Origin of the sequence: Sporosarcina sp. E16_8, from assembly GCF_017347095.1 — a bacterium.
In the GTDB taxonomy this organism is placed as follows: domain Bacteria; phylum Bacillota; class Bacilli; order Bacillales_A; family Planococcaceae; genus Sporosarcina.
On sequence record NZ_JADPRZ010000052.1, the window covers coordinates 1 to 22,645 of the forward strand.

At 42.7% G+C, this 22,645-nt stretch carries 18 protein-coding genes and 1 pseudogene; 16 read left to right on the top strand and 3 right to left on the bottom strand.

Going from position 1 to position 22,645, the window contains the following annotated elements; all coding sequences use genetic code 11:
• The 8 genes from I2484_RS18185 to I2484_RS18220 form a co-directional block, all read left to right on the top strand.
• A partial coding sequence (locus I2484_RS18185) for a hypothetical protein (protein WP_207152481.1) occupies positions 1 to 198 on the top strand: 198 nt, incomplete at its 5' end.
• Positions 199 to 550: 352 nt separating this feature from the next.
• Positions 551 to 1,546: a rod shape-determining protein gene (gene mreB, locus I2484_RS18190; RefSeq protein WP_207152498.1), complete on the top strand. Its 996-nt coding sequence runs from the start codon at positions 551 to 553 to the stop codon at positions 1,544 to 1,546.
• A 41-nt stretch (positions 1,547 to 1,587) separates the two neighbouring features.
• Positions 1,588 to 2,427 (top strand): flagellar hook-basal body protein, encoded by an 840-nt coding sequence (locus I2484_RS18195; RefSeq protein ID WP_207152482.1) that lies wholly within the window; start codon positions 1,588 to 1,590, stop codon positions 2,425 to 2,427.
• 30 nt (positions 2,428 to 2,457) lie between these two features.
• Entirely contained in the window at positions 2,458 to 3,294 is an 837-nt protein-coding gene (locus I2484_RS18200) for a flagellar hook-basal body protein (RefSeq protein WP_207152483.1), read from the top strand.
• Positions 3,295 to 3,408: 114 nt separating this feature from the next.
• Positions 3,409 to 3,735, top strand: a complete 327-nt coding sequence (locus I2484_RS18205; RefSeq protein ID WP_207152484.1) for a DNA-directed RNA polymerase subunit beta — start codon at positions 3,409 to 3,411, stop codon at positions 3,733 to 3,735.
• Positions 3,736 to 3,787: 52 nt separating this feature from the next.
• Positions 3,788 to 4,234, top strand: coding sequence for a 3-hydroxyacyl-ACP dehydratase FabZ (gene fabZ / locus I2484_RS18210; RefSeq protein ID WP_207152485.1), 447 nt, complete (start codon positions 3,788 to 3,790; stop codon positions 4,232 to 4,234).
• An 85-nt stretch (positions 4,235 to 4,319) separates the two neighbouring features.
• Positions 4,320 to 4,706: a hypothetical protein gene (locus I2484_RS18215; RefSeq protein ID WP_207152486.1), complete on the top strand. Its 387-nt coding sequence runs from the start codon at positions 4,320 to 4,322 to the stop codon at positions 4,704 to 4,706.
• Between the two features lie 97 nt (positions 4,707 to 4,803).
• Positions 4,804 to 5,166, top strand: a complete 363-nt coding sequence (locus tag I2484_RS18220) for a hypothetical protein (RefSeq protein WP_207152487.1) — start codon at positions 4,804 to 4,806, stop codon at positions 5,164 to 5,166.
• 228 nt (positions 5,167 to 5,394) lie between these two features.
• On the opposite strand, the gene I2484_RS18225 is transcribed toward I2484_RS18220, so the two are convergent.
• The gene (locus I2484_RS18225) at positions 5,395 to 5,838 is read right to left on the bottom strand and encodes a YwpF family protein (RefSeq protein ID WP_207152488.1); all 444 of its coding nucleotides are present in this window, start codon (positions 5,836 to 5,838) and stop codon (positions 5,395 to 5,397) included.
• Positions 5,839 to 6,111: 273 nt separating this feature from the next.
• Between I2484_RS18225 and I2484_RS18230 the strand changes: the two genes are divergently transcribed.
• On the top strand, positions 6,112 to 6,552 hold the full coding sequence (locus tag I2484_RS18230; protein WP_207152489.1) for a single-stranded DNA-binding protein: 441 nt from the start codon (positions 6,112 to 6,114) through the stop codon (positions 6,550 to 6,552).
• 440 nt (positions 6,553 to 6,992) lie between these two features.
• The gene (locus I2484_RS18235; protein ID WP_207152490.1) at positions 6,993 to 7,154 is read left to right on the top strand and encodes a hypothetical protein; all 162 of its coding nucleotides are present in this window, start codon (positions 6,993 to 6,995) and stop codon (positions 7,152 to 7,154) included.
• Between the two features lie 73 nt (positions 7,155 to 7,227).
• Here I2484_RS18235 and I2484_RS18240 read toward each other — a convergent pair whose 3' ends face one another.
• The gene (locus I2484_RS18240) at positions 7,228 to 9,969 is read right to left on the bottom strand and encodes a DEAD/DEAH box helicase (RefSeq protein ID WP_207152491.1); all 2,742 of its coding nucleotides are present in this window, start codon (positions 9,967 to 9,969) and stop codon (positions 7,228 to 7,230) included.
• Complete coding sequence (locus tag I2484_RS18245) at positions 9,966 to 11,546, bottom strand: SWIM zinc finger family protein (protein WP_207152492.1); 1,581 nt, start codon at positions 11,544 to 11,546, stop codon at positions 9,966 to 9,968. The genes I2484_RS18240 and I2484_RS18245 overlap by 4 nt, the downstream gene beginning before the upstream one ends.
• Before the next feature lie 621 nt (positions 11,547 to 12,167).
• On the opposite strand from I2484_RS18245, the gene I2484_RS18250 reads away from it, so the two are divergent.
• From I2484_RS18250 to I2484_RS18275, 6 genes and pseudogenes are all read left to right on the top strand, one after another.
• The gene (locus I2484_RS18250; protein ID WP_207152493.1) at positions 12,168 to 12,623 is read left to right on the top strand and encodes a transcriptional regulator; all 456 of its coding nucleotides are present in this window, start codon (positions 12,168 to 12,170) and stop codon (positions 12,621 to 12,623) included.
• A 619-nt stretch (positions 12,624 to 13,242) separates the two neighbouring features.
• Entirely contained in the window at positions 13,243 to 13,938 is a 696-nt protein-coding gene (locus I2484_RS18255) for a hypothetical protein (RefSeq protein WP_207152494.1), read from the top strand.
• Positions 13,931 to 15,229, top strand: coding sequence for an efflux RND transporter periplasmic adaptor subunit (locus tag I2484_RS18260; protein WP_207152495.1), 1,299 nt, complete (start codon positions 13,931 to 13,933; stop codon positions 15,227 to 15,229). Before I2484_RS18255 ends, I2484_RS18260 begins: the two co-directional genes overlap by 8 nt.
• Positions 15,230 to 15,439: 210 nt before the next feature.
• Positions 15,440 to 15,679 (top strand): annotated as a pseudogene (locus I2484_RS18265) (general stress protein); the annotation flags it as partial.
• A gap of 520 nt (positions 15,680 to 16,199) precedes the next feature.
• Entirely contained in the window at positions 16,200 to 21,221 is a 5,022-nt protein-coding gene (locus I2484_RS18270) for a S8 family serine peptidase (RefSeq protein ID WP_275956889.1), read from the top strand.
• 476 nt (positions 21,222 to 21,697) lie between these two features.
• Complete coding sequence (locus I2484_RS18275) at positions 21,698 to 22,264, top strand: hypothetical protein (RefSeq protein ID WP_207152497.1); 567 nt, start codon at positions 21,698 to 21,700, stop codon at positions 22,262 to 22,264.
• Positions 22,265 to 22,645: the final 381 nt, after the last annotated feature.

Consider the following 22,645-nt stretch of genomic DNA (forward strand, 5'->3'; position numbering starts at 1 on the left):
GACCGCCTTTATCTTTATGTCTTTCAGTGCCTGTCGCGTCTGGACGGCGCCTTCCGCTTTTCTATGTTGTCTAGGCTCCAGGCGCCAAACGCTTTGGTCATAAGCCAGACCGACAATGCGGCAAAGAACGCCGCTTCGCCTGTCCGTCTTATGCCTGTCGCGTCTGGACGGCGCCTTCCGCTTTTCTATGTTGTCTAGGCTCCAGCGCCTAGCCCCTCGGGTCACTTCAGACTCGAAGATAAAAGGCACAGATCGCCTTTTTCTTCGAGTCTTTCAGTGCCTGTCGGGGCTGAACAGGCGCTTTCGCTTTTCTATGTTGTCTAGGCTTCAGGCGCCAAACGCTTGGGTCACTTCAGACTCGAAGATAAAAGGCAAAGACCGCCTTTTTCTTTATGCCTTTCAGTGCCTGTCGGGGCTGGACGGCGCCTTCCGTTTTTCTATTAGTTCTAAAGTATATTCATTGCCAGTTAACTATGGTAAAATTGTTAGTTAGAAGCGTATACATACACGGGAATATCCGATGATGCAGGTGGAAGGGGAAACAGAAACAATGTTTACAAAAGATATTGGAATTGACCTTGGTACGGCAAACGTCTTAATACACGTTAAAGGAAAAGGGATTGTTTTAAACGAACCCTCAGTCGTGGCAATTGATAAAAATACAAATAAAGTACTGGCAGTCGGAGAAGAAGCAAGACAAATGGTTGGTAGGACGCCCGCCAATATAATTGCGATTAGACCTATGAAAGACGGGGTTATCGCTGATTTTGACGTTACGGAAGCTATGCTTAGCCACTTCATGAATAAATTGGACGTTAAAGGATTTTTTTCAAAACCTAGAATTCTTATCTGTTGTCCAACAAACATTACGAGCGTCGAACAGAAAGCCATTCGACAAGCAGCTGAAAAATCGGGCGGCAAGAAAATTTATCTTGAAGAAGAGCCGAAAGTTGCAGCGATCGGAGCTGGAATGGATATTTTCCAACCGAGTGGAAACATGGTTGTCGATATCGGTGGGGGTACAACGGATGTCGCTGTTTTATCGATGGGAGACATCGTTACATCACGCTCTATTACTGTAGCCGGAGATACTTTTGACAACGATATTACACAATATATTAAACACCATTATAAATTGCTTATCGGAGAACGGACTGCAGAAAATATCAAATTCAATGTTGGTACGGTTTTCCCAGGCAGTCGAAAAGAACAGATAGATATAAGGGGACGTGACATGGTTTCGGGACTTCCCCGTACAGTCACAATCCATTCTGATGAAATCGCTGTTGCACTGAAAGAATCAATCTATATGATTGTCCATGCAGCAAAAAATGTCTTGGAAAAAACACCGCCTGAATTGTCTGCTGACATTATCGATCGTGGCGTATTTCTTACTGGGGGCGGTGCGTTATTGCACGGCATCGACCAATTACTCGCTGATGAATTGAAAGTTCCCGTGTTCATTTCAGATAATCCACTCGATTGCGTTGCAATTGGGACAGGCATTTTATTGGAGAATATGGACAAAATCTCTAATCGTTGGTAATTGTTAACAACACTAATAGTGAAGTAACAGGAGGTGGGCGTATGTTCCGTGGATTTTACACAGCCGGATCAGGGATGATCGCACAGCAACGCAGAACAGAAATACTGGCGAACAATATGGCGAATGCCAACACGCCAGGTTTCAAGGCGGACCAATCGGTGATTCGTTCGTTTCCCGAAATGTATATGTCGAGTATTAACACGGCAAATATCCCAACAGAAAACGGCTTTCAAATGAAGGGCTTGTCCCCGGTTGGTTCAGTTTCGACAGGCGTTTATACGCAGGAGACGTTGCCATTATTCACGCAGGGACAATTGCGCGAAACTGAGCTGACGACTGATATCGCACTGATTGACGGCCGCTTACCGATTGATGCAGAAACAGGGACTCAGTCCGCCATCTTCTTCAGACTTGAAAATGAGGGTGGAAGTGAACAATATACAAAGAACGGTAATTTCACACTTGATCCTAGCGGGTTTTTGACTAGTGCAGGTGGCGCATATGTTCTTGATAATAATGGGCAGCGGATTGCCTTGCAAAATGATGATTTCCGTGTCACGGATGAAGGCGTAATTATGGAGGGTAACACGGCTGTCGCAACACTTGGTATTTCATTCGCGCAGCGCCCTGACATGCTTCTGAAACAGGGAAATGGCATGTTCGTGACTGAAGGCGGCGAAAACCTTGCAGCCGCAAACGGCACGGCAGGCGTCACCTATTCGATGCAGCAAGGTTATCTCGAAGGTTCGAATGTCGATGCAGCACGAACGATGACGGACATGCTTACTGCATACCGTGCATTCGAGGCCAATCAAAAAATTCTTCAGGCCTATGACCGCAGCATGGAAAAAGCGGTAACGGAAGTCGGACGCGTCAATTAATGACACGCCATTCGAAAGGGGTCGGGATGCATGATACGCACAATGACGACAGCAACAAATACTCTGAGTCAATTGCAAAGTCAAATGGATGTAATCGGGAATAACCTCGCAAACATTTCGACTCATGGCTATAAATCGAGCGATGCTAAATTCCAAGAAATGTTAGTCCAACAATTCAATAATGATAAAGCAGACACTGCGCCGCGTCAATCACCCGTCGGTATCCGCTACGGATCAGGTGCTGTACTTGGTCAATCGCAGATGAATTGGAAAGCAGGGTCCTTGCAAACGACGGGCCGCGAACTTGATTTTGCACTGACGACACCAAAACAATATTTCAACGTTCTTATGCCTGACGGAGGCGGGGAACAAACTGTTTATACACGGCAAGGGAATTTCTACGTTTCACCAGTTGCAAACGGACAAGTGATGCTTGTTAATGGTGAGGGTTATCCGGTTGCAAACAGTGCAGGATTGCCAGTCACATTTTCAGATAATGTTACAAATTATACAGTTAAACCGGGCGGAAATTTGCAACTGACAAAAGCAGATGGGACGACGCAGACAATCGAACTGGCTGTGACGGTGATGGAACGACCAAATTTGATGCAGCGTTTATCGGCAACGAATTTTGCATTACCTGAAAACTTGGCGGATCTTGGTGTCACGCAACAACAAGTTTTAACTGAGCTACAAGGGGCTGCACGGAACGTAATCGGATTGGAAGGTCAGGCTCTTGAAGCATCAAATGTTAACTCTCAGAAAGAGATGACGGATCTCATTAGTGTGCAGCGTAATTATCAATTTAATGCACGGGCAGTGACGCTTGCAGACCAGATGCTTGGTCTGATTAACGGCATCCGATAAAAGTTTTTTTAAAAATAGTAACGTTCGGCTCTGAAGTGCATGAGACAGACGAAAAGGCTAGTCTACCTGCATCCGGTAGGTATCTGAGGACTGGACAAATAGGGAGTACTGAATATGACAGATGAAAAAAGAACCAACTTGAATTCGAATGAGTCGAGGGAAAAGGAGAACGCACCACCTTTAATTCGGTCTACTCGTAAAGAACGCGGACGGCAAAATAAGCCTGTAGAGGAAACTCCACTCAAAAAGCAATTTTGGGTGCAAATTCGTATCCTTCCAATTTGGCTTCGTGTGATACTTGTTCTCTTGCTTCTAGCCGGTGCAGTCTATCTTGGAGCTCTTATAGGCTATAGCAGTATTGGTGATGGGGATTCGAGTGATGTCTTTAAGAAAGAAACTTGGACCCACATTTTGGATATCATCAATGGGAAAGAGTCGTAAAACACTCTTTTGTACGAATAGAAAAAAACATTACAATGTTAGGAGGATGGCTATGCTAACAGCAGAACAGATACAGGCAATTTTGCCGCATCGTTACCCGTTTCTTATGGTAGATCGGATTCTTGAGGTCGAAGAGGGAAAGCGAGCAGTTGGTATAAAAAATGTGACAATCAATGAAGACTTCTTCAATGGACATTTCCCGGGCTATCCGGTTATGCCAGGCGTTCTTATTGTGGAAGCGCTGGCGCAAGTCGGTGCAGTCGCTTTATTGCTAAAAGAAGAAAACAAAGGCCGTCTTGCCTTTTTTGCTGGTATCGATAATTGTCGCTTCAAACGGCAAGTAACGCCAGGCGATACGCTAAAACTCGAAGTGGAAATCACACGACTTCGCGGTACGATTGGTAAAGGAAAAGCCATCGCAACGGTTGACGGAGAAATCGCGTGTGAAACAGAAATTACGTTTGCTTTAGGTCCTATTGTTTCAAAAAATGGGAATTAAATTTGCGAACGCCTTAAAGTTTAGTTACAATGGTCATTACGGTGCGGTTACAACGCACTTCTAAAGTGGGAGGTAACAAATCGTTATGTTTAAAGATCTTTCTCCAAATTTAAAAAGTAGTATTACGAGGTCCATCACACAGACGTTCGAACAATACATGAGCGATATTGAGTGGTCCGGTGAAAAATTCAGTATCGATGATTATATCGCCAGCTGGCGTGAATATATTACCGTAAAAGCGCTTTGGTACTCGAAAATTCCGGAAGACATGAAAATAAATCCGGAATTCCATGAAGACCTCGCGCAGCGTATCAATGACATCATCGCCCGCATCCTCAGTGAGCCGCCGTCTGAAGAACAGATTGTAGCAATCCAAAGCATGCAGGAAGAGCTTGATACTCATTACGAGTATGACTGTAAAGCTGAAGCTGTATACGTTGACACATTGCTTAAAAAATATTTAGAAGCTTAAAAAAGAAAAATGGATAGTTCCCTCATTTCGGGCAAAGCTACGAAGTATCATACAGCTTTGTGTGATAGACGGCTTGTGGAGAGGAGGGAATCTTTTCATGTTCAAAAAAGCGATACCACTTGTTCTGATGTCGGGACTCGTACTTACTGCTTGTGGAAACAAAGATGTAGTTCCGAATAACAACGAAACTCCAATGGAAAAAGTGGAGGATCGGACGAGGGACATAACGCCTGAAGTGCACGACGGGCAAACAGGACCGAATATGGATGGTCTTGAGAATGGTACCGATGTGAAAGACGGTGTCATTAATAACAATGGAGTACGTGACGAAGTTATCGAAAATAACAACAACATGACTCCGAATGAAGGCGTTTTAAATGATGGAGAAACGAATACGCCAACTGGTACAACTAGCGACAAAAATCTAGATCAGAACAAAATGAACGGAAACAATCGTTAACCGCAAGCCGTGCGGAAACCGCCTCGTAACACTAGAGGCGGTTTTTTTGAATTCAAAAGCGCAGGGCGCCGCCCAGACGCGACAGGCATAAGACGGACCGGAGAAGCGGCGTTCTTTGCCGCACAGCCGGGCTGACTTATGACCCGTGCGTTTGGCCCCAGTCGCAACTAAACGCCGCCTTGCGCTTTTCTCAACAAAAAAACTGCCCGTATTCCAGGCAGCACGAAGTCATTTATCCGCTTTTTCCTGATCCATTTTTAAACGTGGACGAGAGCGCATATCGGACTCGAAACGTTGCAGCAAATCAGCGCCACCCAGCCCCTCGCCAATCAATTCTTCCAACAACTGCTCTGCATACTGCGCACGTGCTCGTTTCAAGCGGCCTTTCATTAACACTGAGACATTATCACCAATTAGCTTAACCCCTTTAATAGCGACGCGGAAAGCAGCTGGTTCATTTTCGGGATAAGAAATGACGACCTTTACTTCAAGTAAATCTTCATCAGCCATCCACTTTTCAAAGACGGGCTGATGTACCTTATCAATGAACATCTCCAATATCCACATACGGTGACTGTTTTCCTGGTTGATTATAATTCCGTCTATGAGAGGAAAATCCAGCATGCTTTCTTCGTGTAATATTCCGACAGACAACATTTTGAATGTTTTCATCGGTATCCACCTCAATCTTTTTCCTTTTATTATAACATAGGCAGAAGTTTCAGAGACTAACTTAAAACATGGCGAAATTAAATTATGAGCGAATCGGTTAAATTCAAATACGGCTTACGGTTATGCCATTTGTACGAATAAAAGTAATTGAGTGGTTAATCAAAACTGGGTTTTTATAGCTCAAAATAGACTGAAAATTGAAATATGTAACATTGCACAAAGTAGAATGGACCAAGTAAGATGAGATTAATAAACGAGAGAGGAGGAAATCGATTGAACCAAGTTGCACTAGTTGGACGTATCACAAAAGATCCAATTCTGAGAAGAGTATCAGAAGGAAGGGTACAAACAAGCTTTGTACTTGCCGTGAACCGCAATTTTAAAAACCAAAAAGGAGAAGTGGAGACAGACTTTGTACTTTGTACGCTGTGGGGGAAGGCGGCGGAGAATACTGCAAAACATTGCGGTAAAGGATCTTTGATCGGTGTAGGCGGGCGTATTCAATCTAGGTCCTACGAACGTGAAGACAAGAGTAGAGTCTATGTAACAGAGGTGATAGGTGAAGATATACGGTTCATTTTAACGAAGAAACGCACCAATGACAACTTGTATAGTGAACAGGTAGGTAGTATGACACTGCCGAAAGAGGAAAAAAGTGATGCTGAGCATTTCAATCTGCCCAACCGTGAAACAGAAGGATTACCGATTTTTTAACCAGGCACAATGATACATAAAAAGCCAGGGAATGGTCGAGAAAAGGAGGGGACAGACTAGCCGGACGACAAACCGGGGCCATACCGACAACTGAAAATGGATAGGTAGTAAGCAAAGCCTCTTTAGCGGAACGCAGCTGCGTGACCTACATCCCGTAGGCCCTAATAGGCTATATGTGAGGAAAAGAAATGTCCGGACATGTCAACAGAAGGGGTTCTGCCCATGTTCGGTTAGAGTGAGAGTAATAGTAATAGAAAAGTATCGCGAACAGATGCTCAGGGCATCTGTTCGCGCGAAAAATAAGGGAAATATATCGCTAATATCCGATGGGGTCGGATATCTTACGTCGAAAACATGCTAATGGGGGTCCCGGGAAGGAAGACTGTTTCCAGCCGACGGGATCCACACAAGCAGACTACAAAGAGAAGGGAGTGTGGAACATGATTACAATTGAAAAGGACGTGAAACGGATGGAAATGCAAATTGAACAATTGATCAGTATTATAGCCAATCAGAACAATCGCCTAAATCGAATTGAAGACCTAGAAAGGAAGAGGAAATTCGGAACTGTACATATTATTCCATTTGCTGATCGTGTGTAAGTGAATTCGACACTGGTAACTAAGAAGACCCCAGTGCACTGGCGGCTCTGGAGTCCTCTTATATAGCATGAATTTAGTTGTCAAACGATAACAAATCGTCCAGTTCGGTTTCGGATAAATCAGACAGCCATTGACTTGATTGAATGAGATCCGCGGACAATGCGGCTTTCTCAACCAACATCTTGTCAATTTTTTCTTCAATCGTTCCAATCGTCACAAATTTATGGACATGGACGAATTTTGTCTGGCCTATGCGATAGGCACGGTCAGTAGCCTGGTTTTCAACGGCAGGATTCCACCATCTATCTGCATGCAATACGTGGTTTGCACCAGTTAAGTTCAATCCAGTTCCGCCTGCTTTTAACGATAAGATGAAAATAGGGAATTCGCCTTCTTGGAAAGCCTCGACAAGTCGGTCACGCTGACCTTTTGGCATACTGCCCGTCAAGAATGGCACATCGATTCCATGAAGTTCAGACAAGCATTGGCGAATTAGTTGCCCCATGCCAATGTATTGCGTGAAGATAAGGCATTGTTCCTTATTAGCAGCAATTTCAGCTGCCATTGATACAATTAAATCTAGTTTATTGGATCTAGATAGCAATTGTGTTGCTGGAGCGTGCGGCTCTTTCAAGAACAAGGCTGGATGGTTACAAAGCTGTTTTAATCGGCTAAGCATTTTTAAAATAAGGCCTTTCTTTTCAAAACCAGTAAGTGTCTGCAACTTGAATTTCGTCTCTTCAAGGAAACTTTCATATAAGGCAGCCTGTTCAGTCGTTAAAGGACAATATTCATTTTGCTCAAGTTTTTGAGGAAGATTTAGCTGTAAATCGGGATCACTTTTCGTTCTGCGTAGAAGGAATGGCCGGATTTTTGCTCGTAACTGCCGCTTATCCGCTTCAGAATCATCACGTTCAATCGGTATGATGAAGTTATCCGTGAACTTGCGGAAACTGCCAAAGTACCCTTTGTGGATAAAGTCGAAAATCGCCCACAGCTCTGATAAACGGTTTTCAATCGGTGTACCAGTTAGTGCGATATGATGCTTGCCGCGAAGCTTACGGATGACGCGGGACTGTTTTGTCTGCATGTTCTTTATGTTTTGCGCTTCATCCAGTGTAATGCTGGCAAATTCCGTTTCTGCTAGCATCTCGCCATCCTGTGAAGCAGTACCGTATGTTGTAAGAACGACATCGGGCTTCAGTTGAGCCATTAGTTCTTTAAAGCTTTCGTCTTTCGCACGTAGTGGACCATAATGTGTATGGACAGAAAGGGTCGGTGCAAACCGTTCGATCTCTTTCTGCCAGTTGCCGAGAACACTAGTGGGACAAACGATGAGTGACGGCGAATCTGTATCAGGTCTCGCGTGGATATTCAGTAAATAGGTAATGAGCTGAACTGTCTTGCCAAGTCCCATATCGTCGGCAAGGCATGCGCCAAAACTATTATCACGCATGAAGATAAGCCAGTTATAGCCGTCTTCCTGGTATGGCCGAAGTTCAGCAAGTAAATCTTTTGAAATACCGGCTGTGGGAAGCCCTTTTTTATCGGCTAGCATTTCCATATAGCCCCGAAGTGATTGGTGCATCGTGAAAGCAAAAAGTGGGTCATCAATATCTTCGTCCTCTTCAAGAGGAACAATCTCTTCCGGCACGTCTTGGAAGAGCAGGTCTTTAACAGTCCACTCGCCGGAATCTGCGCGATCCATTAGATCACGGATTTTTCTGAGCCAAAGAGGATCGATGTGGAACCATTCGTCACCAGAGCGAATGTATTCACGGTTTTCGTCCACGAGTTTGCGGAATGCGTCTCGGTCAATTGGGTTACCAGCAAGTGAGAAATTCCAATCGAACGATAGTACTTCATCCAAGCCTGTAGCGGATTTATACGATTGTATGCCCGCGTTAGTTCGAATACGCATTTTAGATTCTGTCACCGATTTCAACCATGCAGGCAGGATGACAGGATAGCCGAACGATTGAAGTAGCGGAAGATCTTCTTTAATGAATGTCCGTACTTCCGGATCAGACATCGGTGTGGACAAAAAGCTTTCGCTGGAAGCAAGATCTACAGAGCCAAGGAATGATGTCATTTCGGATTGCTTTTGTACAACTTCATCTGCGTATGGTTTCCATTTAGCAGGAAGGGCATCAGCAGCTGATGAATTCACTTTCCGGGCGGCAGGTGTCCAATGCGCACCACGTTCGCCGACAATAACCGTTTCAAGAAGCCATTCCGTATCTGACTCAGCTTCTGGTTCAGTTAAGCGGAAAGCAACACTGATTGGCATTGTGGAAGTTGATTCGCCCGGCCAGCCATATATTCGTAAATGGGGCAGCAGTGAAGCTAGCAGATCGGGGTTGATAGCAGATGCGGCAAGTTTGCTACTGACTGCTTGGCTGATAACAGCTGCAGCCCCTTCTGAAATACCGGCTTTGCCACCGTCAAAACGAATCGTGTTGCCGTCAACTTCTGCATAATTCCATAGATTAGGATCGGTCCAGGCGTTAGTTGCCTCTCGAATGGAAGAAAGCTGAGTATCGTCTTCATCTGTTAGTCCAACGAACGTAACGTAGGGGTGCATAACAGAAAAAGCTTGTAGCAGCTGGTCTGCCTGTAAATACGCAGCTTCGTCATCCATAGTTGCAAGTAGCCCGTACAGTGCACGTTCATTGTTGAAGAACAGGAAGGAAACGAGCTCATCTGGCGTGACTGTCAACCCTTTGCCATCCTCAGCGGCAATGGAAAATAGTCCGTCTTCCATCAAGCGGATGTTCATACGAAAAAGGCGGTTCAATGTGAATGTTCCGGTCATAAGTTCAAATTCCCTTTCTCCATTTCTTCCATCAATGCGCGTAGTCTGCGGTTTTTTTCACGCACTGTATCGATATATTGATTCCAAAAGTCAGCTTTTCCGCTTTTCTTCGAACCAGTTTTCATTTGTTTAAACAATTTGACGGCACGTCGATAACTGTGACGGTTTTTTTCTTTGATGAATCCCATAGCAAACGTATGGAGTAGAGGCAAGACGGCTGAAGGATCAGAAGCCATTGCCACTTTTAGGCCACCCGCTTCTGCGCCGTCATAAGAAACGCCGTATCTATGCATGAGAGCCGCCCATTCGCCAAAACGTTCACGTTCAACCAGAAAGTCTGCGTAAACATCGATGCCGGGTTCTCCATATTGTGCAAACATACTTTCACGTAATTCTTCCGAGAAATCTGCCGCTTCGAATAAACCATCGATGTTCCGCACGAAAGCTGGACGAGATGAAAGTAAAACCGATTCGCTTACGTAATCGCCGATGAAGGGCAATAAAGCGTGCATAATTATAGCTAGGGCCTCGGTTTCATCGTTATTTTCCGCTAGTTTTGCAAGCGGTAGCCATGTAGCAACATTAGTAGCTGTTACATGTGTAACGAGTTCTGCCAACTCATCATGTTCTCCTTGAATTAAGTGGAAAAAGGCTATGAAAATTCGAGCTTCCTCTGATTCTTCATTCCTGAGAATCGCTAGTTCCGTGTCCCGCGCAGCTCGAAACGGAAATAGTTGTTGCCAAAAAAGGCGATAGACTTGGAATCGTTCGTGGAATAACCCGGAATTTTCAAGAGCGAATGTTCGAACGAGATCTTTCACTCGTTCATGGAAAGCATCTGCTTCAAACAATTTGGGTTTTGCTCCGATTGCATTGACGCTATCATTCAGCTTTCCGAGCTGTTCCGTTAGCCAGTTTTGCACATACCACTTCCCATAGAAAAAAGAAGTCGGTTCGCCACCGAGATGGCCTTTTACATAGATCCATCCGGCATCCAGTACATGTAATCGATAATAGAGTTCAAAAAGAGGTTTCCATTCATATTCGAACGGAATAAGCGGAGTAGCTTTTTGGTCAACTATAGAAGATTCATGGATGAATACTCCCGGATTTTCTGCTACTTCAATTGCTCGAAGTGGTTGAGTTAAGCGTGTCAGAACGTCAATCCACGCATCCGGGGTACGGTCAGAGATGGTCAGTGCCATCTGCACAGCTTCAGTTCTGCGCCATTCGTGGAGCCAATCGCTCAGAGAATGGTGTTGTGAATAAAGATGAAACACGACTGCAATCCGGTGCGAACACCAGCCAGCGTATCCGCACGTACAATTCGCATCTGCTTTGTTGAAAGTAAGGCGAATGCTCTCCGATTCTACGCCAAGGAGAGTCGCTATTACTGCGCCTTCAGATGGCGCATATTTATAGGAATTGGTGGCACCATTTCTGACAAGAGCCACAGCACGTCTGACTTCGAGTGCATTACGCTCTATATCTGGCCGTAGGGTATGTTTAATTGTATTCATAAATTCATTTATTTCATTTTCGTGCAAGTAGGATACACGTTCGACAGTCATATTCATCGGACCACTCCTTAAGAAAAGCATTCCTTCTATTATACCGCTTTTCTCCAGTGAGCGGAAATGAAGTCATTCCATATCTTGTTCTTTTGTTTGTTTACGTATCAAAGTTAAGAGCATCGTCGTTAAAAAAACTGGGAAATGGGTGAGAAATTGGAGAGGATTGTTTTATACGTATCTGATTTAGAGTCTCAATTTTATCATAAAAAAGAATTTCAAAAAAGCATTACCCCGTTATCATGCACGATTACGCCCGCCATTAATCATATTATCTACGATTCTGTGGAACGTATATTATATTTACGTTCGGTAGCGTTCGGTACAATGGAATTTCAGTTTGTGCTGCTCGACTTTAGGCGTAACAAAATAGTGTTCATGAGAAAGAGGAATTCTCCTAGAGATGTAAACTATGGCATATATGAATGGTTATCATCACTGCAATTTCATTTCGAACCGAGAAAGATGTCATTTGTAATGGAAAGACCAAAAGGAAGTTATGTGTTGCGGCAACATATCTAGAGGATTGGCATACTATAATAATAATTTATTAAAACTGTTCACATACTAGTCACATTTGTGATAGACTTATAACAATCAGAATATTCAATATTGGAGGGGAGAAAGATGCTATCAGTTCAACGAATGACACCATTCTTCACGAGTCAAGAAGATTTCCATCTCCGATTGGTGTTTGCTTATCAATACTTTTCCATTCTTAAAGGGGGGGACGTATTTCAATTCATTCCATCAGAGGGAAAAGAAATCGTCATTAATACCAAGAGTTTGCAAGTCGAAAATCTCGGGGAAGTATTCGTGTTTCAGCGGGGGAGCCGATTTATTCGATTACCGCTCTATCAATTGCTCCTTATCTCAGATCTTCATATCCATTTGACCACTATTCTTGAAGGAACGATGGGGCTGGAAGCAGAAGTAGAGACGGCGGAAGTTGTAACGCTTGAAGCGGCGGGTATCATTGAACATCTGGAAGCCGATAACAGATTGCGCATGATTGATTATGCACTCGAAACAGACAACATACAAATGTTCAATGAACTGACGGAAGGACTGCAGCAAAATTGAAAAGAAAAACTTAACAAACACCTGTCGTTAGCGTTTAACGGTAGGTGTTTTTTTAATGTCAAGGCATCTTCGCTCAGTGTATTTAGGTATTCAATTGTTTGATCGCTTTCTTACGTCCAGTTCGTCACTCTCCAAAGGCATATGTACACGATATTCTTAAGTCTGTTGGAACGATTGAATAGTTGGCTTCTTATCTGGATAAATGCCGCCTATATAGTTTTGTCTGTAATGAAGTATAGAGCCACAATTAAAATGGTGGAACCTGTCATATTAAACAGAAAGTCAATCCATGTCAATGCAGAAAAACCTTCTTTATTCACAGCTATTCGCCCCTTTGTCGATTTCCCGGGAAATAAGCCGTTATTCACTCCCTATGAATCGGCTCTATTTAGAAGAAAGTGATACTTTTTGACTTAGAATAGTGACTAGCTCCAGGCTCCATCCGCATCTTAAACATGTTTAATAGGTTTCTATAACTTATTTAGTAAGAATAATAGTGAAAAAACATTACTTGCTAGCATCCAAACATTGCAAATCTCTCAATTTTTGCTAAAGTAATCATAGAGGTTAAGATGACTTCATCAAATTCAGCAATAGTTAGCAGAAAGGGATTACCGTAATGTTTTTTGACTTTAAGTTTTGGCATTTCTTGACGAATCCACATCAGTTGGCAAACGAACTTGAAAACTCTTCAATGCGCGGCTTCAAAAAACGCGTGTTATTCGTAGCTTTTTTCGGTGTTCTTTTATTCGTCATTCGTGATATATGGGGGATGAATACGGAGTCAATCACAGCACTCCTTTCCACAATGACCACAACGGATTACACAATTGCTCGCTATGTATCAGTAGTTGGAGCACTCTTATGGGCACTCATTTATATGGCGTTTCATTTCTTTGGTTTTGCATACTTACTAAGTCTATTGACGGCAATCCCGTTTAAAAAATTATTACCATTACAACTACTTGTGACAGGTATTCTATTGCTTGAAAAAGGAGTTGTCCTTGTTGTCTTTACAATGAAGGGTGCAACGACAAGTGTGTCGTTCTTATCATTTGGACCGCTTGCGATAACATTTCTTGATTCCTGGTATATCATCCTATTTCTCAATCAATTGACAGTGACAACTGCACTTATCATTGCACTTCAATCACGGTTTATCCGCGCGTATACGGGCAAGATTGAACGAAAAGGATTTATTTGGATACTTATAGGAATTCATGTAGCGATGGCACTCATAGTAGCGGCTGTTGGATATATTCCTCTGGAAAGCTTGTTCCATTCCTTTGTAGAAGGGGGTGTAGGTAGTGAATAAAGTGATGAATATTGCTGTCGCTGTCTCAATCAGTGCATTTCTAGCAGTGAATTTTTATCTGCTATTTTCCGATAAAAGCATCATCACCAAATCAGTATATGTCGAACGCTATGAACGTATGACAAGCAGTGATCAACGGGAGGAACTTGCAAAAGAAGGTTTTGTTGCACCCGAAGAAACCTATACAGTATATGTGGGTAATGACGATACGGTAGATTCATGGCTAGTTAAAGAAGGCGACCAAGTTACAGTTGGGGATGAAATCGCCATTCTACAAACAGAACGTGCAGAAGGACAGCGCGCAGTATGGGAAGCTGAACTCGAGGCTCTTCAACAACAGACATCATCCGTTCGAAGCATGATATCGGGTCTTGAGTCTGAGCGGAAGAAAGCTCAATCGGATAGTTCTTCGAATGTGAATCGTAAAGAAAATGTGGAAGGAAATACAACTGACGATAAAGTGGAAGTTGGGCTAAATGTTGATGTCCAGGTAGATGTGAAGCAGGACGGATCATTTGCACAGGCCATCGCCGGGGCAGAACAGGATCTCGCAGAAATCGAGCGCCAACAAACGGTTGTTGAGGCGCAATTGTCACAAAATCCAGGGAGACCTGCTCTAATCAGCCCTGTAGACGGTGTGGTTTCTAAGGTCACTCGTACCGGTTCCATGCTTTCAATTGATATTTTCAGCTCACAAAAAGTGATTGTCACATATGCGAAAAATGACGAGTGGCAGAAAATTGAAGATGGTGATCAGGTCTTAATCCAAGGTAATGGCATCGAAAACGCAGTAGAAGGAACTGTTCTTTCTGTTTCCGAGGCGCCTGCAGTCGACAATGAGTGGCTCAAAGCCTACAAAGCACTCGACGAAACGAAAGTGAAGAACCCACTATCGTATTATGAAGTACGAATAGTGACAGATGCTACTGATCAATCGGTGCCGTTTGGAGCAAATGTCAATGCAATCGTTATTGTCAATGAAGCGCTGGATGTCATTTCAGTGAAAGAAAAGTGGCTTCATGACTTATACAAAGAAACGGCATATGCATGGATAATTAACAAAGAAGGTCGTGCCGAGCAAGTGGCCATTGCGACACCGTTCACATGGAAAACCCGGGCGGTCGTATCGCAAGGTCTCAATCTTGGAGATGTAGTTGTTTATGAACCCGCACTTGTTACGTACGGATATGCGCCTAGCATATTCATGTCATTGCCTACCGAGTTACCTTCGAAAAAACAATGGAGAGCATTTGGATGGAGAAATTACGTGAAATATATACTAATAAGGTAATATCAGAACCCCGAAATTTTCGGGGTTTTTTGACGCTCCACTATTCTTTCGTTATGAAACTGTTAGATGTAGCAATTGAAAAGTTTTAGAAGAACTAGAAAGGGGATTTTCTATACTAGTTAGCTAAATAGCTTATTGAAAAATACTAAGAGGCGTTAGGAGATGGTTACACGACATGTAGTTGGCTATTATGATACAGAAACGGAAGCAATCGGTGCACTCGCAATACCAGGAGTTGGCCCAATCATCGCGGCTGGCCCAATTGTGGCAGGCATTACCGGCGCGGCTGCCGGTGCGGGAGTTGGCGGACTTGCCGGAGCACTTATCGGCATGGGTATCCCTGAAGTAGAAGCGAACCGCTACAACGATTACTTTAATGAAGGGAAAATCCTTGTCCTTCATGATGGTAGCTATTTAAGACTGAATGAACCATTTCCCTCAATCGTCTAAAGGTATATGAAAGTAGACAGCCACCCAATTCCAGTTGGGTGGTTTTTGCTTGTGGTTCGGAGGCTAACGGGGGGGAGCCGTACATATGATCGATCATGCAGCGAATATGATTGGTCGTGTAGGATATATGATTGTTCTTGCAAACGATATGATCGGTTTACAAGTTATATAGTCGGTTGGTCGTGATATATGATCGGTCTCCCACGTTGAAGTGCATGTAATTTTCAAAACTTCTCCAAGTGGTTTCCTTTAGGTTATTTTATGATTGGTCGTCAACTGTATCAAAAATAAAGAAGTTAGTGTGCTAGGACCATTGTATTATTTCCACCATTATCCATAAACCATGTGGACTACTCTTAATTAATTCTTACAAAGTCCCTTTGAACGATTTTTCCACTAACGCATGATTTTCCCAGAAATTCACGTTTTGTATCCTATTAAATCTATTAGTAATATGATAGGTTCATTATGACGCACTATTCAATTAGGTGTGAATAAAAGGGTAAAGGGGAAATGGGATTTGAAGAAAAGTAATTTTACAAAGTTTTTCAGCGTATTTCTAGCTATTGCAATGGTTCTTTCTCTGCTGGCACCATTCTCGGTTTCAGCAAATGTAGAAAAGGCAAAACCGTTCAAGCCGGATAATCACAACGAAAGTATCATGCAACAAAAAGCGGCTATCGCCGAGCAATTAAATCTATTGGATGGTGGCTCTAAGTTACACAAAGACTTACAAAGCTTAACCGGAAGTGGACAAGTTGCAGTTATTATTCATTTATCCGAAAAGCCAGTTGCGCTTGAACAGGGGATTAAAGAGTTAGCGGGGAAAACGTTTACTGCTATGGAAGCAACGGCAGTGAGGAAGAAAGTTAAATCACAGCAGTCAGCTATGAAAAAAGAGATGCAAGTTAAAAATATTAGTTTTACTGAGAAATTCGCGTACGATACTGTACTAAATGGTTTTTCTGCGACTGTACAAGCAGGAGATCTTGAAAAGTTACTAGCTATCAAAGGGGTTACATTAATTGAACCGGATACTGAAGTGCATGCGTTTGAAGCTCCAGTTTCATCTGGAACGGTAGATGCGACTATGAACACTAGCGTTTCATTCTTAGGAATTGAGCAGCTTTGGGCGGAAGGAATTGAAGGACAAGGGATCAAAGTTGCTGTTCTCGACACAGGGATTGACAAAGATCACCCTGACTTTGCCGGCATTTATAAAGGCGGCAAGAACTTCATTCCAAACTCTGCGACTTATACAAAAGCGCGCGCAGACAATGATGCATCGGAAACTTCACCTGTTGAACGACCAGCAGGGACGCCTGAATTTAATGCAACTGGAAGCGCTTTCTACACATCACATGGTACGCATGTTGCAGGAACAATTGCTGCAATCGGAGCGAATCCTTACGGAGTGAAAGGGATTGCACCGAAAGTAGATCTTTACGCATACCGCGTTCTAGGGGCTTACGGTAGCGGATCTACTTCGGGGATCATCGCTGCAATTGAAGACTCAGTCAAACAAAAGATGGATGTTATCAATCTGTCACTTGGTGGAGGAGCAAACTCTGAAACTGACGGTGGTTCATTCGCCATCAATAATGCAATGATGGCTGGAACAATTTCCGTAATCGCAACAGGAAACTCAGGTCCGAAACGTGGAACGATGGGTACTCCGTCGACAGCACGTCTTGGAATTGCTGTTGGGAATACAACGAATCCAGAAGCGCATTTTGATAGCAACGTCCATGTAACAGTCGGAGACTATCAATTATCAAAAACGATCAATTTAATGGGAACTACATTTGGCAAAGATACAGCGGTACAATTGTCAGGTGAATATGACGTAATTGCTGTACCAGGGCTTGGGAAGAAAACAGATTATGAAGGAATCGATGTCACTGGAAAAGTAGCCCTCGTGGCACGTGGTGAAATCGCATTCGTCGATAAAATCAAAGCTGCAAAAGAAGAAGGCGCAATTGCCGTGATCATACACAATAGTACTAGCGGATCTAATACTCCGAATGCATCAGGAACTTTCCTTGGCGATGCATTTGAATTCATTCCAACGTACGACTTATCCCTCACAGACGGAGATGCAATTCGCACAGCTCTAAAAAGTGGACAAGGAAAAGTAACGTTTGGTAACTTCAATAAAACAATGACCATTGGAGACGATGTGAATGAATCAAGTTCACGTGGACCATCCACTCCAAACTTTGATATCAAACCAGACGTTAGTGCGCCTGGAACAAATATCATGTCAACCATTCCAATGTACAAAGCAGATTTTCCAGCTGCAAGTTATGAAGAAGCTTTCTCTCGAAAAACAGGTACATCCATGGCAACACCGCATATTGCAGGAATTGCTGCACTTGTTAAGCAAGCAAATCCAGGTTGGAGTGCATTTGACGTGAAAGTCGCCCTATCCAACAGTGCAAAAGTTTTAGACAAGACCAAATACGACGTCATGTCCCAAGGTGCAGGGCGTGTGGAAGCTTATGCAGCAGCACATCCGACCATCCTTGCCTATGCAATAGATGAGGCTGTGTTGGATGCAAGCGGTAAGATTGTCGAAAATAATAAAGGGACAGTCACATTCGGCCCTCAATCAATCAAAGCAAACAATATTTCCGTAACAAAAGACATTCTTGTAAAAGATATGAAAGGTAACGGAGGTAATTACAATGTAACAGTCGATGTTACGAAATCATTCGAAGATGCACAAGTAACGGTCGACAAATCATCATTCACATTGAATGGCGAGCAATTGTTGAAGGTTACATTGACTGCTTCCAAAAAAGCAAACGCTTCGCCAGGTTCTGAAATTCTAGGCTATATTCACATTAACGGTGGAGGCACTGATGTTTCATTACCATTCGCAGCGGACTTTGGCGGAGCGCCGGCTTCTGCATTCGAAAACTTTGTAATCACCGAAACAGATCTTTCATTCAACAATGACGGTATAAAAGACTCAGCTGTTCTGTCATTTAAACTGACAGGCGACGTAGCAACTAACTATATCGAACTGTGGGATATCATGGATCCTGAAGGCGGAGAATATGAAGATGGCTATATCGGCTACTTACATGCAGGTACGTCGCTTGCGGCCGGTTCTTACACGCTCAACGTGGCAGGAAATTACAAACCATGGGCAGAAGGTGCAGTTCAAACAACAATACCAGATGGCCTTTACACAATTGACTTCACAGGACAAACAATTTCAGGCTCTCCAGCAATTCTTAGCGGCTATGTTGGCCCGGTCGTCGTGAAGTCTGAAGCGGGTACAATTGAAGGAGCACTTAAAGGTACACTAGCAACAGGTAAAATTATCGATAAATATGTGGACTACCAAGCTGAACTTGTAAACTATGATTTAGGGTATGACATAAACACTAAAATCAAAGCAACTTTTGAAGTGATGGAAAACGACACGGTGAAATCGTCCGGGCCTGTTAAATTAGAACAAGACGGATCATTTACATTCGACGTTGGCACGTTAACGAAAGAAAATAGTGTCAAAGTGAAATATGTTGACGCTGCAGGCAATGCCGCAGAAAAAGTGCTAGTCAATGACGGAACTGGCGTCAACTATTCTGTGGATAAAGAAGAATTAGCGCTGCAAATAGGCGGCACAGAAAACGTAACAGTAACTGAAACAACAACAAAAGCAGACGGAACAAAAGAAGACAAAAACGTTACAGCACAAGCATCATTTACGTCTGCCGATGAAAAAATTGCGACAGTCAAAAACGGCGAGGTAACAGCTGTTGCTGCAGGTACAACAGAAATCACAGTAAGCTACAAAGAATTCATAGCAACAATCTCAGTCAAAGTGGCAGCGAAAGCTGGGCAAGACCAAGTCACATATTCAGTAAGCAAAACGAACCTGACACTGGGTGTTGGCCAATCTGAACAGTTTTACGTCACACAAACGACGACAAAAGCAGATGGCACAGTCACCGAAAAAGATGTCACAGGAAACGGCAGCTATAATGCCGTGAATAACAAAATTGCAACGGTACAAAAAGGTCTCGTCACAGCACGTGCAGAAGGTAAAACGCAGGTGCGCGTCATGATTCCAAACCAGGAAGACATCTACGTTTACATTGAAGTAGTGAAACTTCCACAAGATATCATCACGTACAAAGTAAATAAAACAAACATGAAAATGCAAGTCGGCGACCAACTACAGTTGAAAGTGACACAAACAACGCTGACTCCGAAAGGACAAACTAGCACAAAAGACGTCACAGCAACAACTGCATTCAAAGTCGTCAACAATAAAATTGCAAAAGTCCAAAAAGGACTTGTCACAGCGATTGCAGCAGGTAAGACACAAGTACTAGTTACGATTCCAAATCAGGATCCAATCCTTGTTTACCTTGATGTGAAAGGGGTAGAACAAGACATCATCACCTATTCAGTCGATAAAAACAGTGTCACACTTAAAGCAGGTGCAACTGACCAATTGACAGTAACAGAAAAAACAACAAAAGCGGACGGCTCTTTCACAGAGAAAAACGTCACAGCAAATACCACCTTTACATCTGCGGACCCTAAAGTCGTTGCGTTGAATAAAGGATTAGTCACAGCAGTCGGACCGGGCGAGACGGTCATCACGGTAACACATCCGAACTTCACAACGACGGTCACAGCGATTGTTGAACAAGAAGTAATTGTCACAACAGAATTGATCACAAATCCAGCAGCACTGGAATTGGTAGTAGGGGAAACTTCGCGCATTTCAGTTCAATCGATTGAAACGAAAAACGGCGAGGCGACACCGACAGACGTGACAGAAATCGCTGCATATAGTGGATTCGATTCAACTGTCATCGATGTTCAGCAAGGTCAAATCAGTGCAATTGGCGCTGGCGAAACAACAATCACAGCTTCTTACGGCAATGACACAGCAACAACTTTCGTAAAGGTCGAAGCAGCGGCAGTACCGGAAGTACCAGAGACGCCAGAAGCGCTGAAATATAGTGTCTCTGAAGCAGAAATTGCAACCTATGTAAACGATAAAAAAGCAAAAGAAATAATCATCGCAATACCTGCAAATACAGAAGAAATCGCAATTGAGTTCAACTCAACAATCCTAAATACAATTATTCAATCCAAGAAAGACTTAATCGTCACTAGGGGAGAAACGTCATTTCTATTCTCCAAAAAAGCAGTCGAGAAACTTACGCAACAAGCTGGCGGTGACGTTACAATCACGTTAAGCGAAGCGAATGCATCTTCTATAGCTGATGCCATCTCGGAAAACTTTATGCTTGGACTTGAGGGCGGTACTGGCGATAATCGATTCGCGTTGAATCAATTCAATGAAAAAATTGAAATTGTTCTTCCAATCGACGAATCCAAAGTGATCAAGAACAACAAAGTAGCAGTACGTGATCTACATTCAACTAGTACGTTAAAAGCAAAATATAAAAATGGAGTACTTGAATTCACAGCGAATGGCTCAGGTAGCTTTGTCGCTATCAATACTTCCACAGCAACTAGCGCAACTAACTTCGTCGCCATCAGCTATTAATAAAATAGAAAAGCGCAAGCGCCTTGGTAGACCTGAAAAGGGCCAATGACTATGTAAATCTCATACTAATCGGGGCATATGTTTCCACAGCAAATTAACAATATAAATGGCAAATGAAAACGCTCGAATCTGAGCGTTTTTTTGCGTATATTTACTGTCTTTATTTTACTAAAGAAGCAACCGTTAGTTTAATAAGAACATATACTTTGACTCAAAAGAGTCCTGCATCACTTGTCGTAGAGGACAAGGACCACAATAGGGTTTTTAAAGGGTTTAACTGGTTACTATAGAATATACTAATAGAATGTTCTATTTAAAATAGACGGTATAGGACTTTATTTCATCCCGTAAATTATGAAGAAATATGGGCTTGGGTTAACCGTGGAATCCAATAAAGGGAAGGATTAAAAATTAAAATATTTCCAATTAGTAACATACAGTTTACTCTATGCAACCAATTTTAGGAGGAGATTATAATGAATAAGATTGATAGAAGGAGTAGTACTTTATTGTCGATAGTCGTAATGGTTTTTATTGGTTTAATCAGCTTAACTGGATGCAGTTTTGTGACAAACGATGAAACAAATAATGATACTGAAACTAAAGAGGAAGTTAACCCTGGAGATATAACTAAGCCTAATCAAAGTGCTTCAGAGTCGTACTATGGTGAGTGGATTATTAATCAAGTTCAAGCTTATGGAGTAGGTACTTATAGTAAAGAGGATGCAGAAAGTTTAGTAGGGAAAAGTTTAACTTTTACAGCTAATAAAGCAAGTTATTTTGGAGATCAGCCCTCAGATATAGAAAAGGTGGCTACCAATCCTATTTACACCAAAACGATTATTACGGAAAGTGATTTCGTATCAAAATATCGTATCCCTTTTGATCTTTTAGGAATTAAAGCACCTACTATTACAGAAATTAATGTTTCAGATTCAAATGGCCAAGTTTCTATATTCTTCATAAAAGATGATAATACATTAATTATATCCGGTGGTGGCACATATTTTGAGCTTAGTAGGAAAGTCTCAAAGAATCAGTAGGTAATGATGTAGATATTAATAAAATAAAGTATTCAGGTCATATTACAACTGTAGATACTGAGAACAAAAAAATGCAATAGATCAGACAGAACTGCTTTTTTCAACAGATGAAAAGAGACTCAATGAGATGGGCATGAAAAGTTATGTGCAGAATGTATGTGGCAATACAAGAGATGCTGGAGGGTTTTATTAAAAATAGCAAGGAAGTTGCATAGGAATAATAGAAAGTCTTTTTCGAGAATGCCTGATTGCCTATTCTCCTTTCCCTTCCAATTGTTCAGGTGTTACTGACACGGCTTAATGTCCATCGATTGACGGTAACCATTGTCCAATGATTGCTAAATTAATGTCCAACGTAAATTAGAGAAAAAGGGAACTATG

Coding starts and splice junctions, on each gene's coding strand:
- mreB (WP_207152498.1), top strand. CDS start 551: ATGTTTACAAAAGATATTGGAATTGACCTTGGTACGGCAAACGTCTTA.
- I2484_RS18195 (WP_207152482.1), top strand. CDS start 1,588: ATGTTCCGTGGATTTTACACAGCCGGATCAGGGATGATCGCACAGCAA.
- I2484_RS18200 (WP_207152483.1), top strand. CDS start 2,458: ATGATACGCACAATGACGACAGCAACAAATACTCTGAGTCAATTGCAA.
- I2484_RS18205 (WP_207152484.1), top strand. CDS start 3,409: ATGACAGATGAAAAAAGAACCAACTTGAATTCGAATGAGTCGAGGGAA.
- fabZ (WP_207152485.1), top strand. CDS start 3,788: ATGCTAACAGCAGAACAGATACAGGCAATTTTGCCGCATCGTTACCCG.
- I2484_RS18215 (WP_207152486.1), top strand. CDS start 4,320: ATGTTTAAAGATCTTTCTCCAAATTTAAAAAGTAGTATTACGAGGTCC.
- I2484_RS18220 (WP_207152487.1), top strand. CDS start 4,804: ATGTTCAAAAAAGCGATACCACTTGTTCTGATGTCGGGACTCGTACTT.
- I2484_RS18225 (WP_207152488.1), bottom strand. CDS start 5,838: ATGAAAACATTCAAAATGTTGTCTGTCGGAATATTACACGAAGAAAGC.
- I2484_RS18235 (WP_207152490.1), top strand. CDS start 6,993: ATGATTACAATTGAAAAGGACGTGAAACGGATGGAAATGCAAATTGAA.
- I2484_RS18240 (WP_207152491.1), bottom strand. CDS start 9,969: ATGACCGGAACATTCACATTGAACCGCCTTTTTCGTATGAACATCCGC.
- I2484_RS18245 (WP_207152492.1), bottom strand. CDS start 11,546: ATGAATATGACTGTCGAACGTGTATCCTACTTGCACGAAAATGAAATA.
- I2484_RS18250 (WP_207152493.1), top strand. CDS start 12,168: ATGCTATCAGTTCAACGAATGACACCATTCTTCACGAGTCAAGAAGAT.
- I2484_RS18255 (WP_207152494.1), top strand. CDS start 13,243: ATGTTTTTTGACTTTAAGTTTTGGCATTTCTTGACGAATCCACATCAG.
- I2484_RS18275 (WP_207152497.1), top strand. CDS start 21,698: ATGAATAAGATTGATAGAAGGAGTAGTACTTTATTGTCGATAGTCGTA.